Annotated in this window: 14 protein-coding genes; 9 read left to right on the top strand and 5 right to left on the bottom strand. The window is 72.8% G+C overall.

Translation table 11 applies throughout. From position 1 onward, the window contains the following. Positions 1–64: 64 nt before the first annotated feature. The 5 genes from ACPA54_RS31165 to ACPA54_RS31145 all read left to right on the top strand — a co-directional run bounded on the left by ACPA54_RS31165 (position 65) and on the right by ACPA54_RS31145 (position 7,761). Positions 65–2,032, top strand: a complete 1,968-nt coding sequence (locus ACPA54_RS31165) for an IucA/IucC family protein (protein WP_423534753.1) — start codon at positions 65–67, stop codon at positions 2,030–2,032. Then, complete coding sequence (locus tag ACPA54_RS31160) at positions 2,011–2,868, top strand: VWA domain-containing protein (RefSeq protein ID WP_423534752.1); 858 nt, start codon at positions 2,011–2,013, stop codon at positions 2,866–2,868. The genes ACPA54_RS31165 and ACPA54_RS31160 overlap by 22 nt, the downstream gene beginning before the upstream one ends. 4 nt (positions 2,869–2,872) lie before the next feature. Beyond that, positions 2,873–3,727, top strand: a complete 855-nt coding sequence (locus ACPA54_RS31155; protein WP_423534751.1) for a hypothetical protein — start codon at positions 2,873–2,875, stop codon at positions 3,725–3,727. 7 nt (positions 3,728–3,734) lie between these two features. Beyond that, on the top strand, positions 3,735–6,458 hold the full coding sequence (locus tag ACPA54_RS31150; protein WP_423534750.1) for a hypothetical protein: 2,724 nt from the start codon (positions 3,735–3,737) through the stop codon (positions 6,456–6,458). Between the two features lie 154 nt (positions 6,459–6,612). After that, complete coding sequence (locus ACPA54_RS31145; RefSeq protein ID WP_423534749.1) at positions 6,613–7,761, top strand: alpha/beta hydrolase; 1,149 nt, start codon at positions 6,613–6,615, stop codon at positions 7,759–7,761. Positions 7,762–7,819: 58 nt separating this feature from the next. Here ACPA54_RS31145 and ACPA54_RS31140 read toward each other — a convergent pair whose 3' ends face one another. The 4 genes from ACPA54_RS31140 to ACPA54_RS31125 all read right to left on the bottom strand — a co-directional run bounded on the left by ACPA54_RS31140 (position 7,820) and on the right by ACPA54_RS31125 (position 11,014). Next, on the bottom strand, positions 7,820–9,142 hold the full coding sequence (locus tag ACPA54_RS31140; RefSeq protein WP_423534748.1) for a DUF2252 domain-containing protein: 1,323 nt from the start codon (positions 9,140–9,142) through the stop codon (positions 7,820–7,822). 87 nt (positions 9,143–9,229) lie between these two features. After that, on the bottom strand, positions 9,230–9,352 hold the full coding sequence (locus ACPA54_RS31135; RefSeq protein WP_423534747.1) for a hypothetical protein: 123 nt from the start codon (positions 9,350–9,352) through the stop codon (positions 9,230–9,232). Between the two features lie 59 nt (positions 9,353–9,411). Next, positions 9,412–10,344 (bottom strand): hypothetical protein, encoded by a 933-nt coding sequence (locus tag ACPA54_RS31130; protein ID WP_423534746.1) that lies wholly within the window; start codon positions 10,342–10,344, stop codon positions 9,412–9,414. Positions 10,345–10,513: 169 nt separating this feature from the next. Next, entirely contained in the window at positions 10,514–11,014 is a 501-nt protein-coding gene (locus ACPA54_RS31125) for a SigE family RNA polymerase sigma factor (RefSeq protein WP_423534745.1), read from the bottom strand. 170 nt (positions 11,015–11,184) lie between these two features. Between ACPA54_RS31125 and cds1 the strand changes: the two genes are divergently transcribed. Further along, the gene (gene cds1 / locus ACPA54_RS31120) at positions 11,185–12,294 is read left to right on the top strand and encodes an L-cysteine desulfhydrase Cds1 (RefSeq protein ID WP_423534778.1); all 1,110 of its coding nucleotides are present in this window, start codon (positions 11,185–11,187) and stop codon (positions 12,292–12,294) included. Positions 12,295–12,328: 34 nt separating this feature from the next. Beyond that, positions 12,329–12,697 carry a PH domain-containing protein gene (locus tag ACPA54_RS31115; RefSeq protein ID WP_423534744.1) on the top strand — a complete coding sequence of 123 codons (369 nt, stop codon included), beginning with the start codon at positions 12,329–12,331 and terminating at the stop codon, positions 12,695–12,697. A gap of 538 nt (positions 12,698–13,235) precedes the next feature. Here the strand turns inward: ACPA54_RS31115 and ACPA54_RS31110 are convergent. Next, positions 13,236–13,793: a MarR family winged helix-turn-helix transcriptional regulator gene (locus tag ACPA54_RS31110; RefSeq protein ID WP_423534743.1), complete on the bottom strand. Its 558-nt coding sequence runs from the start codon at positions 13,791–13,793 to the stop codon at positions 13,236–13,238. A 117-nt stretch (positions 13,794–13,910) separates the two neighbouring features. Between ACPA54_RS31110 and ACPA54_RS31105 the strand changes: the two genes are divergently transcribed. Together ACPA54_RS31105 and ACPA54_RS31100 are read left to right on the top strand one after the other, a co-directional pair. After that, entirely contained in the window at positions 13,911–15,170 is a 1,260-nt protein-coding gene (locus ACPA54_RS31105; RefSeq protein ID WP_423534742.1) for a flavin-dependent oxidoreductase, read from the top strand. Continuing rightward, positions 15,167–15,637, top strand: coding sequence for a DUF3237 domain-containing protein (locus ACPA54_RS31100; protein ID WP_423534741.1), 471 nt, complete (start codon positions 15,167–15,169; stop codon positions 15,635–15,637). The genes ACPA54_RS31105 and ACPA54_RS31100 overlap by 4 nt, the downstream gene beginning before the upstream one ends.

Below are 15,637 nucleotides of genomic sequence, written 5' to 3'. Positions count from 1 at the left end.
GGGAGGATTCTGGGTTACGTTCGGCGTGTGCCGACCGGCTCGCGCCGAACGTCCAGGAGGGTACGTGCCGCTGCCCGACTACCCCGAACTCAACGGACCCGCATGGCAGGAGGCCGCCGCCGGACTCCTGATCGCGCTGCTCGCCGAGTACGCCGAGACCGGGCTGCTCGTCCCGCAGCCGGACGAACCGGCCACGGGGACGGACCCGGCGGCGGACGGCGACGGGTCGGCGGATACGGCGGAAACCGGGCCCGGAACCGCGCCGGAAGCCGAGCCGGGCGCCGAGCCGGGCAAAGAACGAGGCAAAGAGCGAGGCAAGGAGCCGGGCAACGAGCCGGGAGCCGAGGCCGACGGCGCTCCGGCATCCGGCGCCCCGGCGGACTTCGCCCCCGGACCCGACCCGGATGCCGAGGCCGGCCCGGCCCGCTACCGCCTCCACCTCGCGAGCCATGCCGTCTACTCGTTCCGCGCCCGGCGAGGCGCCTGGGGCACGTGGCGGATCCAGCCGGGCTCGGTCCTGCGGGTCGCCGACGGCGGTGCGGCGGCCGCCGAGGACCCGGCCCGGTTCGTCGTCGACGCACGCGCCGAACTCGGCCTGGACGAGGGCGGCGCGGCCCGCCTGGTCCGCGACGTCAACGCCGCCGTGGTCGCCGCGGTCCGCGACACCGCCCGGGACCGGCCGAGCGCCGCCGAGGCGGCCGAACTCCCGTACCTCGACCTCGCCGCATGGTTGCGCACGCTGCCGCGGCCGGACGGTGCCGATCCGGCGTTCGCGGCCACCGACACGGCCCGCTGGGCGCCCGCCGCCCGCAACCCCGTCCGGCTGCCGTGGGCGGCCGTGCACCGCGGCATCGGCCTGTGGCGCGGCGGTGCCGAGGCCGACGAACAGCGGCTGCTCGGTGAGGAACTCGAACCGTCCACCCGCCGCCGATTCACCGCCAAGCTCCGCGACCGCGGCCTCGACCCGGCGGACTACCGCTGGCTGCCCGTGCATCCGTGGCACTGGGACGCGACCGTGCTGCCGCTGTTCGCCGCGGACGTGGCGCACGGCCGGATCGTGCCGCTGGGCGACGGCGGCCCCGACCGCTACCTGCCGCACGACGGCGGCCGGGTGTTCACCAACCTCGACCGGCCCGGCCGCCGCGACGTCGTCCTGCCGCTCGCCGAACCGGGCGCGGACCCGGCCGCCCGGACCGCACCGCCGCATCCTGCGGCGGCCGCGTGGTTCGCCGAACGCCTGCGCGCCGACGCGTTCCTGGCCGAGACCCGCACGGTCGTCCTGGCCGACCTGGCGTCGGCCGCGGTGCGCCACCCCGACCTCGATCCGCACGCCGACCTCGGCCTGTTCGCCGCCGCCTGGCGCGAACCGCTCGCCGCCCGCCTCGAACCGGGGGAGCGGGCCCGCCCGCTCGCCGCGCTCACCCACCGCGACCCGGCCGGGACCCCGCTGATCGCCGAACTCGTGCGGCGCTCCGGCCTGGCCCCTCGCGAATGGCTGCGCTGGCTGTGCACCGCCACGATGCCGCCGCTGATCCACCTGCTCTACCGCTACGGGCTGGCCTTCCCGGTCACCGGAACCTCGCTCGTCCTGGTGTCCGACGCCGCCGAAGTGCCCGCGCGCCTGGTCCTGCGCGGTGCCGGAAGCGCGCCGCTGCTCTGCCACGGCGCCGGCGGACTGCCCTTTCCGGAAGCCGCCGGACTGCCCCTGCCGGGCAGCCGTCCCGCCGACGGTGCCCGGCTCCTCGCGGCCGCCTTGTTCGACGGCCCCATGCGCCGGATCGCGGCCCTCGCGGTCGACGAACTCGAAGTATCCGAAAAGGACTTCCGGGAACTGGCGGACGACGAGATCGACGGGTACCGCAGCCGGTTCCCCGACCTCGCCGAACGCCATGCCCTCTTCGGCCCGATCGAGCCCTCCCGGGTTGCGGAAAGTCCCTTGGACGCAAGCCAATTCGGCTACCTACTCTGGGACGGCGTACCGCAACCGCGCGGGCACACCAGGGGGACTGCATGCCGTACACCGCCGAAATAAGCCGGGCGCACCCGGGCTGCCTGGTCTTTCTCGTCGACCAGTCCAGCTCGATGTCCGACCCGATCGGCACCGCGCCCGGCAGCGACTACGGCGCGGCGCTGCCGCGCAAGGCCGACGTGGTCGCCGACTCGCTGAACCGGCTGCTGTTCGAGTTGTCGGTGCGGTGCGCGAAAGAGGAAGGCGTCCGCGACTACTTCCACATCGCGGTCATCGGCTACGGCGCCGCCGTGCAGCCCGCACTCACCGGCCTGCTGGCCGGACGGGACGTCGTCCCGCTCAGCGAAATCGTCGCCTTCCCGGCCCGCTTCGACTCGCGGCTGAAGAAGGTGTCGGACGGCGCCGGAGGGCTCGTCGAACGCACCATCGAATTCCCCGTCTGGGTCGAACCCGTCGCGTCCGGCGGCACGCCGATGTGCGAGGCGCTCCGCTACGCGGGAAAGCTCGTGCAGGGCTGGGTCGACCAGCACCCCGACGGGTTCCCGCCCATCGTGCTGAACCTGACCGACGGCGAATCGACCGACGGCAACCCGGCCGAGGCCGCGACCCGGCTGCGCTACCACGTGACCGGCGACGGCGAAGCGCTCCTGTTCAACCTGCACATCTCCGGCAACCGCACCGACCCGATCCAGTTCCCCGCGCCGGGCGACCCGCTGCCCGACCAGTACGCGACGCTGCTGTCCACGATGTCCAGCGAACTCCCGCCCGGCATGCGCCGTTATGCCGCCGAACAAGGCCAGGACGTGGCCGACGGGGCGCGCGGCTTCGTGTTCAACGCGGACTTGTCGGCGGTCGTGCAGTTCCTCGACATCGGCACCCGCGCCGCCGACCTGCGGTAGCGGCATGCGCGCCCATGTGACGGTTCTGGCGCTGCACAAAGGCGGCGGCGAACCGCACGAATACGAGGACGCCGCGTGGGTCGGCAGCAGCACCGCCACCGGCGAGGCCCGGTCGATCATGCCGCCGCCGGGGCCGACGTGCCGGCGCGGCGGTGTCGGCCGGGTCGCCACCCTCCGCGCGGCGGTCGCGGACGGCGCGTCGTCGAGCCTGCTGGCCCGGCGCTGGGCGCAGTTGCTGGTGCGGGAGGCGGGCGCCGCGCCGAGCGGATTGCTGCGCACCGAGGCCGGGTTCGCGGACGTCCTCAACCGGGCGGCGGACCGCTGGCCGGACCACATGAAGGAGTACACGCGGCTGCGGGAGCTGCGCGGCAAGCCGATCACGTGGTTCGAACGCCCCGGCCTGGAACGCGGCGCGCACGCGACACTACTGGTCGCCCACTTGGCGGCGCACCGGTGGCAGCCGGGGCGGGGCACGTGGTCGGCGGTGGCCCTGGGGGACTCGTGCCTGTTCCACGTCCGCAACGACGCGGTGCGGGTGGCGATGCCGGTCGACGCGGCCGAGGACTTCGGCAACACACCACCACTGGCGGCGAGTTCCGGCCAAGACCGGGACCTGGCCGCGTCGCACGCGACGCTGGCGCGCGGCACGTGGCTGCTTGGCGACCGCTTCTACCTGGCCACGGACGCGATGGCCGCGTGGTTCCTGCGCCAGTGCGAACACGGGCGCAAGCCGTGGGACCTGCTGCGGGCACTCGACTACGCGACCCCGCGGGAGTGGACGACGTGGGTGGAACGGGAGCGTGCGTCGGGCGGGCTGCCCAACGACGACGTGACACTCGTGCGCATCGAGCCGCGGTGAGGTGAACGTGGCCGGCCAGGGGGAGGCTCGGGCATTTCCGACGGGCGCCGACTACAGCGAGTCGCTGCGGGACACGACGCTGTGCTTCGCCCATCCGGCGATCGCGCAGGGCACGGTCGAGATGGGGCCGCTGCGGATGCCGCGGGCGGTGTCCGGGAACTTCGGCAGCGTCTTCCGGGTGACGTCGGCGCGAGGGACGGGCACCTACGCGGTCAAATGCTTCACCCGCGCGGTGCCGGACCGGCTGCGCCGGTACCGCGCCATCGGCGACACGGTCGCGTCGTTGCCGGGGGGCTGGCGGGTCGACGTCGAGTACGTGCCCAACGGTGTGCTGGTGCGGGGGGACTGGTACCCGGTCATCCTCATGCGCTGGATCGAGGGCACGGCGCTGATCACATGGCTGGAAAGCCATCTCGGCGACGCTGCGTCGATCGACGCGCTGGCCGACCGGTTCGCCGCGGTCGTGGGTGAGCTGGAGGCCGCGGGGATCGCACACGGGGACCTGCAGCACGGCAACGTGGTGGTCGAACCGAACGGCGCACTGAAGCTGATCGACTACGACGGCATGTACGTGCCGTCACTCGCCGGACTCCCGGCCGCCGAGCAGGGCCACCGCAACTACCAGCACCCGAAGCGTGGTTCGGGCGACTTCGGCCCGGGCCTCGACCGCTTCTCGGCCCACGTGATCCACCTGAGCCTGAGGACTCTCGCCCGCAAACCGCAGCTGTGGAAGCAGTTCCACGAGGAGGGCGGTGAGCACCTCCTGCTGAAGGCGGAGGACTACACGTCCCCGGCTGCGTCGGACCGCTGGGCGGCGATTGCCTGCGCCGTACCGGAGCTTGCCGACGCCTACGCACGACTGGCGTTCTGGGCGGCGCGGCCGGTGGGAGAGGTGGGGGCGCTGGGTGGGGGTGGGACGCCGGACCTGCGGAGCGAGGCGGTGGGACGCGGGGGCGGACTCGGGGTTCCGCCTGTCCGAGCGGCGACGCCGGCGGCGCCGGGGTTGCCCGGGTGGCTGGCCCAGGCGACAGGGCTGGGGGAGCGTGGCGGTTCGCAGCCGGCGCGGGCGGCGGGGCTGGGGACGGCGGGCGGACGCCGGACCCCAGGGAGCGGGAGTGGCGGCGGTTCGCCCGCGTCCCCGGGCGGCTCGGGCGGCGAGCGAACGCCTGCGGCAGCGCGGGGACAGGGGAGCGCGCAAGCAGGGGCGGGGGCAGCAGGTCCGACGCTCCCCGCGCCCACGGCCTCGAATTCCTCGACGGCCAGCGGGCGTCCAAGCCCGGTGGCCGGTGGGCAAGGAAGCCCGGGGGGCGGGCCCGAGGCGGGGCCCCGGGGTGGTTCACCCGCACAAGCAGGCGAGTCGGGTGGTTCGTCGGGCCGGACGAGCAGTCATGTCGGTCCTGGGGCCGGCTCGACACCGGTCGGCGGCGCCGCTTCCCGGTCCGGTCCGCCGTCCTCGTCCGCCGGCTGGGCGGTTCCGCCGATTGCGCCTCGTCTGCGGGCGCCGGGAGGCAGCTCTGCCGGGCCCTCGCCCGCGGGCTCGTCCGGCGCGTCGTCGGCCGGTGCCTCCGCATCCCCGCCCTTCGTCGGCCGGTCCGCCGCGCCTTCCCCGCCCACCTCCTTCTCCCACATCCCCGCCTCCGTCCGCTGGACTGCCCGCCTTGCCGCCGTCGGTCTTCCCGTTCTCGTCCTGGCGGCGGTGTTCGCCATGGCCGGGGCCTATCCGTCGTTGGTTCTCGACATCGTCGTGATCCTCGCCGCGTCGGCGGCGGTGCCCGTGGTGCATCACCGGCTGCGGGCGGCCTACGTGGCGAGTTCCGAAATGCAGACGCGGGACGCCATAGCGGCCGAGCAGGCCGCCGCCGAGACCGACCACACGGTGTCCCTGAGCGTCGCGCGGCGGCATCGGCGCCTGCTGGACGAAGCGCAGGAGCAGTTCGACAAGACCGTGGCCCGCTTCGACGCCGAAGCCGCCGGACTCGCCGCGCGCAGCCGGACCGCGCGCGACGCTGCCCAAGCACGCCTCGACGGGCGGCTCCGCGACCTGCAGCGCCGGCGCGACGCCCTCGACGCGTCCGCCGCCCGCGAGGAACTCCAGGCCCTGCGCGACCTCCAGGAGCGTCTGCTGCGCGACGCGCTGGCTGCCGAGCCGCTGCCGGCGGACCTCCTCGGCGAACGCCGCACGGCCCGGCTCGCCGACGAAGGCATCTCCACCGCGGCCGACTTCACGCGCGTCACGTCCGTGGTCCCGACGCAGGCGAAAGAGCGCCTGCAAGTCGTGGTCACCGGACCGCGCGGGTCGGTGCGGGTCGACGGCATGGTCCCCGCGCTGGCCCGCGCCCTCCAGGAGTGGCGGGACAACCTCGCCGACGACATCCGCACCCGCCTCCCCGGCGCGCTGCCCTACGCCGACGCGCAAGCCCTGCACCGGCGCCGTGCCGAGCACCGCCTCGACCTCGCCCGCCAAAGCCACGACGCCCGGACCGCGGCGCTGCGCGAGTTCGCCGACCTGGACGCGGACGCCGACGACCGACAGCGGCATCTCGAACGCCTGCAAGTCGCCGAGACAAGCGCCGCCGCCTCCGTCGTGCGCGCCGCCGAAGACCGGCTCGCGGAAGCGCGAGCCGCGGTCAACCAGGCCCACGCGCGGCTCGGGCTCGCCTCGGTGGCGGTCGCCGCCTGCGGGCGCCTGACGTTCCGCCGCTATCTCGCCGACGCGTTCGTCGGACGCTGAACTCCCGCTCACCGGCACGGAACGCCGTCGTCTCGCCCGGGTAAATCTCTCAAGCGCTCGACTGAATCATGTCTTGTGTCACACGTGTCGACGCCACCAGGCTGCGGTGCGCACGGATACCCCGGAGCCGTCCCCATGCCCGAAGGAGATCGTCATGCCTCCCGGATCCGCCGTTCCCCGCCGACGTGTCGGCCTGTCCCTCGCGCTCGCCTTGCTCGCGTCGTTCCTCGGTCTGGGCACCGCGACGACGTCGCATGCCGCCACCAACGCCAATCCCGCATCGGTGGTGTGGGAGGCCTATCCCGACACCGACGCGTACCCGCACAACAGCACCGACCCGGTGAAGCGGGTCATCGACATCGGCATCAACTCGCCGTCGACCGACGCCGCCGTCAAGTGGGTACGCGTCCTGCTGCCCGTCGGCTGGTCCAAGACCGCCACCCGCACGTGGCCGACGCTGTGGCTGCTGCACGGCGGCGGGGACGACCACACCAGCTACACCACCAACACGCACATCGAGGAGATGACCGCGGACAAGGACGCCATGGTCGTCATGCCGCAGACCAGCAAGTGCAGCTCCTACACCAACTGGTGGAACTACGGCGACGAATCCCAGCCGCCCAACTGGGAGGACTACGTCGTCGACGAGGTCAGCCAGATCCTCGAATCCCAGTACCGCGCCAACGCCCAGCGTGCCGTCCTCGGCATCTCCATGGGCGGCGGCGGCGCGATGATGCTGGCCGGAAAGCACCCCGGCCACTTCAAGGCCGTCGCCGAACTCAGCGGCGCCGTCAACATGCTCCACTGGGACGCCGACGAACTCCTGCAAGGCCCGAGCGTCGTCAAGTGGGGCGCGGCGGCGTGCGACGTGCCGGTCGACTGGAAGCGCATCAACGGCGAACCCGGCTACCCGTTCTACACGACCGACCCCACCGACCTGCGCCAGCAGCGCCTGTGGAAGGAGAACAGCGCGATCGGCAACGCGGCCGGACTGCGCGGCACCCCGCTGTACGTCTACTACGGCAACGGCTCCGACGCCCCGCGCAACTGGACCTGGACCGGCACCGCCACCACACCCCGCATGCCCGCGGCCCGCTGCACGAGTCCGGCCGCCGGCAACGACGGCATCGCCGCGTTCGTCGAACGCAACATCCGCGCCCAGAACCGGGACTTCGTCGCCGAACTCGGCAGCCTCGGCATCCCCGCCACCGTCTGCGCCGCCGCCGGCCAGCACGGCTGGGACTACTGGGAGCCGGAGATCTGGACGGCCTTGCCGATGCTCCTGAGCGCCATCGGCGCGTGAACCGCGGCGGGGGCGGTGCGCTTGCCGCGCACCGCCCCCGCCTTGCCGGCGTGCGGACCTACAGGCCCGGTATCCGGTTGTTGCGGAACAGGTCGACGAACAGCGCGTGGTCCGCGCGCGTCCGCGCCGCGTAGTCGTGCGCGAACGCGGTGAGGTGCGCGACGAACGCCTCCTCGTCGGGCTCGATCGCGTCGCGGATCGCGTGCTCGGTGGAGAACGGCACCAGCGAGTGCCCGCTGCCCGCTTCGTCGGCCACCGCGTGCATCGTGGCCGTCGCGCGGGCGAGGTACTCGACGACGTCCCGGATCGCGGCCGGCTCGTTGAGCGCCGACCAGTCCAAGTCGTTGGCGTACGGCGACACTTCGGCGACAAGCTGGCCGATGCCGCCGATGTCCGTGTACCCCAGCCACGGGTCCGCGTGGGCTTGCAGCGCCCGCTGCGAGATCACCGTGCGGTGGCCCTCGTGCGCGAAGTAGGAGCGCACCGCCGGGTCGGTGACGTGCCGGCTCACCGCCGGGACCTGGCCCTGCTTCATGTACAGGATCACGTCGTTCTCGAGGGCCTCGGTGTTGCCCTCGATGAGCAGGTTGTACGACGGCAGGCCCGCGCTGCCGATGCCCACGCCGCGGCGCCCGACGACGTCCTTGACCTCGTAGCGCTCCGGCCGGTCCCGGGTCGAGTCCGGCGTCGTCGCCAGATAGCGCCCGAAGGCCTCCAGAACGGTCTTGCGGGTCTCGTCGTCGAGCGGGAACGCGCCGCCGGACATGGCGAAGCGGCGGTCGTAGCCGGCCACGACGGTCTGCTGGTCCAGCAGCCCGACCCGGGTCTGCAGCCGCGCCTGGTGCAGCACGTCGAGCAGCGGGCCGGACGCGGTGCTCAGCGTCAGCGCGGTCTGCGCGCTCGCCGGGTCGTCGGTGAGCAGGATGATCTGCTTGCGGTAGGCGCGCGCGTACGCGCCGACCAGGTCGCCGATCACCTCGTCGCTGAGCGCCTTCGCGTACCCGATCAGCGCGAGGCTCGCGACGAAACGCTGGACATCCCAGACAAAAGGACCGACGTAGGCCTCGTCGAAGTCGTTGACGTTGAAGACGAGTCGCCCGTCGGCATTGAGGTAGGTGCCGAAGTTCTCCGCGTGCAGGTCGCCGTGGATCCACACGCGGCCGGTGCGGTCGCCGATGTAAGGGTTGGCGAGCCCGGCGAGCCCGTCCATGTCGGCGTAGTACAGGCACGCCGTGCCGCGGTAGAACGCGAACGCCGACGCCGCCATCTTGCGGAACTTGACCCGGAACGCGGCCGGGTCGTCGGCTATCAGGCCGCCGAAGGCCGTGTCGAAGACCTCCAGTATCCGCGCGGCCCGCTCGTCGCTGCTTTGGTCGAACACCCGTCCACTGCCCCTTCCGGTCTGCCGGAGGCACAGCTTGTCACCGCGGGCGCGCCGGGAGAACGCCGGGGGAGACGCGCTGCCGGGTCACAGCCGGACGTCGACGCCGTCCCGGGTGCCCCAGCGGCTGATCCGGGTAGACGTCGCCATGGCGTACCGGTAGTGCCCGAGTGCGCCGTCCGGCCCAGCAGCGTGTGCGGACGGGCGCATGCGGAGGGCCCGCTGCGTGCGGACAGCACACGCAGCGGGCCCTCCGGCCGATCAGGCGGTCAGCCGTTCTTGCCGGCCCCGCCGTTCGCGGCCGCGCCGCCGGCCGCCGCCTTCGTCGAGTCCGGCAGGTCCTTGGTCTGCGGCCGGTCGCCCGTCTTCGGCATTTCGACCGCGGCCATGCTGCCCGGAGCGGCCAGGGTGTTCCACACCGGCGCGGTGACGATCGCCTTGAGCTGGTCGGTCGTCAGCGGCGGGTCGGTGCGGACCTCCTTGCCGGTCTTCTCACCCGCGGCGTTGCTGGTGTTCGCGTAGATGGCCACACCGTCGGTGCGGGACAGGCTCGCGCTCCACTCCTTGGCACCCCGGCCGTTGATGCCGGCCTTGCCGTCGGCGGTGCTCTCCGACGCCGGGTACTCGCGATTCTGCTCGAGACGCAGCGTGCCGTTCGGCAGGGTCTCGTTCTTGCACCAGATGCCGGTGCCCGCGGTGAACGTCCAGCAGGTGTTGTCGCCCGCGGTCGCGCCCGGACGCAGCGCCAGGGACAGCGTCGTGGCCTTGCCGTCGCCCGGGTCGACCAGCGCCTGCACCGACACGCTCGTGTCGCCGCGCGGCCCGGTGTCGGCGTCCCGCAGCTGCACGTCGGACACCGTGTACCCGGCCGGCAGCAGCTGCTTCAGCGCGTCCAGCGCCGCCTGCGCGGTGAGCTTGGCCGGCTGCGGCGCGGCCTGGGCGGCCGCCGGGGGCTGCGCCGCGACGGACGCCTTCTGGTCGCCGCCGCTGCTCGTGGAGAGCACGGCCGTGCCGACGCCCGCCGCCGCGACGACCGCGAACGCCGCCCCCGCCACCTGCATGCGGCGGAGCGACTGGAACTTCTTGCCGCGCGCCATACCGCCGCGCACAAGGGCGGCCGTCGGCGGCTGGAACGCGGACGTCGCCGCGTGCATGGCCGAGGACAGGCTTTCCGCCTCGGGGGTTTCGTACTGGTTGGTCATCGGGTCACCGTCTCCTGGGTGCGTCCGGATGCGTGGGTCGCGCGCTGCCGTACGGCACGGCGCGCGGAAGTGCTCGGGGTGTGGTCCCGCCGTACGGCCGTTCCGGCGGGCCCGGCCCGCCCGGAACCCGGGCCGCGGCCACTGCTGTCTCGTGTGGGGCGGTCGGCGCTCACGCCGCCGCCAGGTGCTGGAGGTCGGTGCCCAGGACGCCGCGCAGCCGCTCCAGTGCGCGCATCGTCCGGTTCCGCACCGCACCCTGCGAGCAGCCCATCTGCCGGGCCGTCTGCTCGACGCTCAGGTCCTCCCAGTAGCGCAGCACCAGGACCGTGCGGTCCTTGGGGGACAGCTGCGCCAGTCCCTTCAGCAGGGTCATCCGCAGTGCCGGGTCGAGTTCCCGGCCCGCCGCCTCGGGGATGCTGCCGTACGCGGTCTCGGTGCTGCTGCGCCGCCGCCGCCAGGACAGGTAGCTGCGGGTCAGCACGGTGCGTGCGTACGCGTCGGGGCTGTCCGCGGCCTTCACGCGCTTCCACGACCGGTAGAGCTTCCCGAGCGTGATCTGCACCAGGTCTTCCGCGAGATGCCAGTCGCCGCTCAGCAGCCACGCCGTGCGGAAAAGCTGTGCGCTGCGCGCCGTGGCGAATTCCAGGAATTCGTCCGGGTCTGTTGTCATCGCCTCGCCCTCGTCGCCGTATGGCTCGTTGTGGTGCTTTCTGGGCCGCTGTGGGCCTACACCCGTTCCGACGCTGCGACGGCGGAGGCGTGTCACACGGTCGGCGGAAATTTCTCCGCCGGGTCGTACGCTGGTGCGCAATCGATCATCCTCGAGGAGTCGCAGTGGGCATGCAGCCGGTGGCCGGACAGGACGTGGACCGCGTCTGCAGCCGCACCCGCGGATGGGTCAGCGAAGCGGTGCGCAAGGTCAACGCGGACGCGAACCGCTCGGCGGACACCCACCTGCTCGTCTATCCGCTGCCGCCCGAGTGGGGCATCGACCTGTACCTGAAGGACGAGTCGACGCACCCGACCGGCAGCCTCAAGCACCGCCTGGCCCGCTCGCTGTTCCTCTACGGGCTGTGCAACGGCTGGATCCGCGAGGGCACCACGGTCATCGAGGCGTCGTCCGGGTCGACCGCGGTGTCCGAGGCGTACTTCGCGCGCATGCTCGGCCTGCCGTTCATCGCGGTGATGAGCAAGAAGACCAGCCCGGAGAAGATCGAGCTGATCGAGTTCTACGGCGGCACCTGCCACCTCGTCGACGATCCGGCGACGGTCTACGACGTCTCCCGGCGCCTCGCCGAGGAGACCGGCGGCCACTACATGGACCAGTTCACGTATGCCGAACGCGCCACCGACTGGCGCGGCAACAACAACATCGCCGAGTCGATCTTCGGCCAGATGGCGGAGGAGCGGCACCCGATCCCGACGTGGATCGTGGTCAGCGCGGGCACCGGCGGCACCAGCGCGACGATCGGCCGGTACGTCCACTACCAGTGCCACGACACGTGCCTGATGGTCGTCGACCCGGAGAACTCGGCGTTCTTCGACGGCTGGACGGGCCACGACCCGGACTACACGGTCAACGCCGCCTCCCGCATCGAGGGCATCGGCCGGCCGCGCGTGGAGCCGAGCTTCGTGCCCGAGGTCGTCGAACGCATGCTCAAGGTCCCGGACGCGGCGTCCATCGCCGCGATGCGGCACCTGCACCGGCTGACCGGCCACAAGGCGGGCGGGTCGACGGGCACCAACCTGTGGGGCGCGCTGCAGCTCGTCGCGGAAATGCGGGCGGCCGGACGCACCGGGTCCATCGTCACGCTGCTGTGCGACGGCGGCGAACGCTACGCCCACTCCTACTACTCCGACGACTGGCTTGCCGAACAGGGCCTGGACATCGGCCCGTTCACCGATGCGCTGGAACACCTCCAGGCCACGGGGGAGTGGCGGGCACCCTGACGGGGAGCCCGAACTCGCCGCTACGCTGCCGGGTATGAGCGGGAATATCGCGTACGACCGGCGGGAACAGCTGGAGAAGATCCAGAGCGGCCTCATGCCCGGCGAGCAGGTGATCGCCGTCTACGACGCGATCGGCGTGGGCACCGGCTTCATCGGCCTGACCGACCGCCGCGTGATCATCCAGGACAACAGCTTCGTGGGGAAGAAGATCGCCATCACGTCGATCCCCTACTCCAAGATCAGCAGCATCTCGATGGTGTCGAACAAGTCCTTCGCGGGCTCGTTCTTCTCCTCCGGCCACATAGCGATCGGCGTCGGCCACCACAACTACGAGGTCGAGTTCCGCGGCGAGGAGAAGAGCAAGCACGTCCACAACGTGATCCTGCATTACATCTCGGGCTGAGGCCCGGGCGGGAAACCCCGGCGGGCGCAGGCGGCCAACGAAGGCTCGGGGAGCCGAGCGACGGGTGGACGGGGGATCGGCGGGGAGACCGGCGCGACCGGAGCGGGGCGGGGAGCCGAGAAGGCATCCGGGCGACGGGCGTCGCAGTGCACGCGGCCCGGCCCACGCCCTCGGCTCGCCAGGGGGCGCCGCCGGATGCTGCTGCGCTCCTGCGCGCACGTGATCGCCGGAGCGGAGCCGCGACGACGGCCGGGGCCGTCCGCGACCTTCCACCCAGCGCACGAGGTGCGGGTGTGCAGGCGACGCGGCCGGTCCAAGCCCCAGCGGCTGCGCTCCGGAGCTCCGGCGCCCGCCCGGCCGTCGCCCCAGACTGCTCACTGCCGCAGCCTTTCGCACCCGGCCTGACGTCATCGCCCCGCCGGAGTAGCCGGCCGCCGGCGGGTGGCGGCCGACGCCATTCCGCGTTCGCCCAACGCCGTCTGGTCTCGGTCGCTCGCCCGATAGGCCGTTCTCCGGGCGTCATCCGGTTCTCTGCTCCTCAGTTCGGCCGGCCCGCCACCAGGATCCGCAGCAGCTCGGTCAGCTGCGTGCGCTCGTCCGCGGTGAGGGCGGTGAACCAGGTGGACTCGCGGGCGGCGTGGGCGGTGAAGGCCTCGGTGATGGCTGTCCGGCCGGTAGGCGTGAGGGCCACGAAGACGGCGCGCTTGTCGGCGGGGGTGCGGCGGCGTTCGACGTAGCCGTCGCGTTCGAGGGTGTTGACGGCATTGGTGAGCGCCGAGCGGGACATGACCGACAATTCGGCGAGGCGGGCGGGCTGGGTCGGGCCGAGGATCCACAGCTTGAACATGATCCGGAAGCCCGGCAGCGTCCAGCCGCGCGGCCGGTGCACGGCCGCCTCCAGGTCGGCGATGAGCATCGACGCGAGGTGCAGCAGCTGGTAGCCCAGCTCGAACACGTCCGGATCCGCGCCCGGGGCCAGCGCCGGAAGGCGGTCGCGGGCATGCGCGGCGTAGCGGACGTCGGGCAGGTCCGGCAGTCCGGCGGCGGTCGGCGCGGGCTCGGGGAGCGGCTGGTCGGCGGGGGTGTCGTGGGGCACGCGTCTCATCCTGCCAACCGTGCTTGCGCAATCGGCGCGCCCGCACCACCATGGCCATGTTGTTATGGCTGAAACAAAAACCGCCGGACAAAAAACACAGTGTTCCAAGGAGGCTCCGTGCGCGTCGTCGTCGCCGGAGGTGGGATCGGCGGACTGACCGCCGCGTTGTCGCTGCACGCCGCGGGCATCACGGACGTGGCAGTTCTGGAAGCCGCTCCCGAGCTGCGCCCGCTCGGCGTGGGCGTCAACGTGCTGCCGCACGCGGTCCGGGAACTCACCGAACTCGGCCTGGCCGAGCGGCTGTCCGGACAGGGTGTGGCAACCGCCGCACTCGCCTACCACAACCGGCACGGGCAGGCGATCTGGTCCGAGCCGCGCGGTGTCGCCGCGGGCTACACGTGGCCTCAGTACTCGGTGCACCGCGGCACGCTCCAGATGATGCTGTTCGAGGCCGTGAACGAGCGGCTCGGCACGGAGTCCGTGCACACCGGCGCCGCGGTCACCGCCTTCGAGGACACCCCGGACGGCGTCCGGGTCAAGCTCGCCGACGGCCGCACCGTCGAGGGCGACGTGCTCATTGCCGCGGACGGCATACGCTCCGCGGTCCGCGCCCAGCTGTATCCGGACGAGGGCGCGCCCCCGTGGAACGGGCTGGTCCTGTGGCGCGGCACGACCCGCGTCCCCGCGCCCGCGTTCCTCGGCGGCCGCACGATGATCATGGCGGGCGACGGCGTCGAGAAGTTCGTCGCCTACCCGCTCACCGACACCCCCGACGCGGACGGCACCGTCCTCCTCAACTGGATCGCCGAGCGCCCCCTGGAGTCCGCGCCGCGTGCCCCGGGCGACTGGAACCGGCCCGCCGACCCGGCGGACATCCTGCGCTACTTCGGCGGCTGGCGGTTCGACTGGCTCGACATCCCCACCGTCATCGCCGGAGCCGAGGCCGTGTTCGAGTACCCGATGGTCGACCGCGACCCGCTGCCGCGCTGGACGCACGGCCGCGTCACCCTGCTGGGCGACGCCGCCCACGCGATGTACCCGAACGGTTCGAACGGCGCCTCCCAGGCGATCCTCGACGCACGCGTCCTCGCCCGGGAATTGGCGACCCGCCCGATCGACGAGGCGCTCGCCGCCTACGAGGCCGACCGCCGCCCGACCACCGCGGCCATCCAGCAGGCCAACCGCGGCCAGGGCCCGGAGATCGTCATGCGCACGGTCGCCGAGCGCGCGCCGGACGGGTTCGCCGACATCGACGACGTGCTGTCGCTGGCGGAGCGCGAAGCGGTCGCGGCCGCGTACAAGAAGACCGCCGGGTTCGACCCGGAGATCCTCAACTCGCGCGCCTCGTACACCGTCGCGCCGGAGGACCGCCGGTGACCGCCGACCCGGCGCGCCCCGGCCTGGACCTGCTGGCCCGCTTCCGGATCCACGTCGACCCGATCCAGAACCTCGGCGAAACCCCGTGGGGGAACCGCCGCGTGGTGCCGATCGCGGGCGGCAGCTTCGACGGGCCCCGGCTGTCCGGCGAGATCCTGCCCGGCGGCGGCGACTGGCAGGTGATCCACGCGGACGGCGCCGCGGACATCGACACGCGGTACACGCTGCGCACCAAGGACGACGCGCTCGTCCACCTCACCACCACCGGACTGCGGCACGGCCCGGCCGAGGTCCTCGCCCAGGTGGCCCGCGGCGAGGACGTCGACCCCGCCGAGTACTACTTCCGGCTGGTGCTGCGGTTCGAGACCGGCGACGAGCGCTACGCCTGGCTCAACACGACCCTCGGGATCGCCTCGGCGATGAAGACGCCCGAAGCCGTCGTGTACGACGCCTACGCCGTGACCTGA

It is taken from the genome of Uniformispora flossi (assembly GCF_049534875.1).
In the GTDB taxonomy this organism is placed as follows: domain Bacteria; phylum Actinomycetota; class Actinomycetes; order Streptomycetales; family Streptomycetaceae; genus Yinghuangia; species Yinghuangia aomiensis.
Note: the sequence above shows the minus strand (reverse complement) of the source record. Positions and strands in the feature narration are given on the sequence as shown.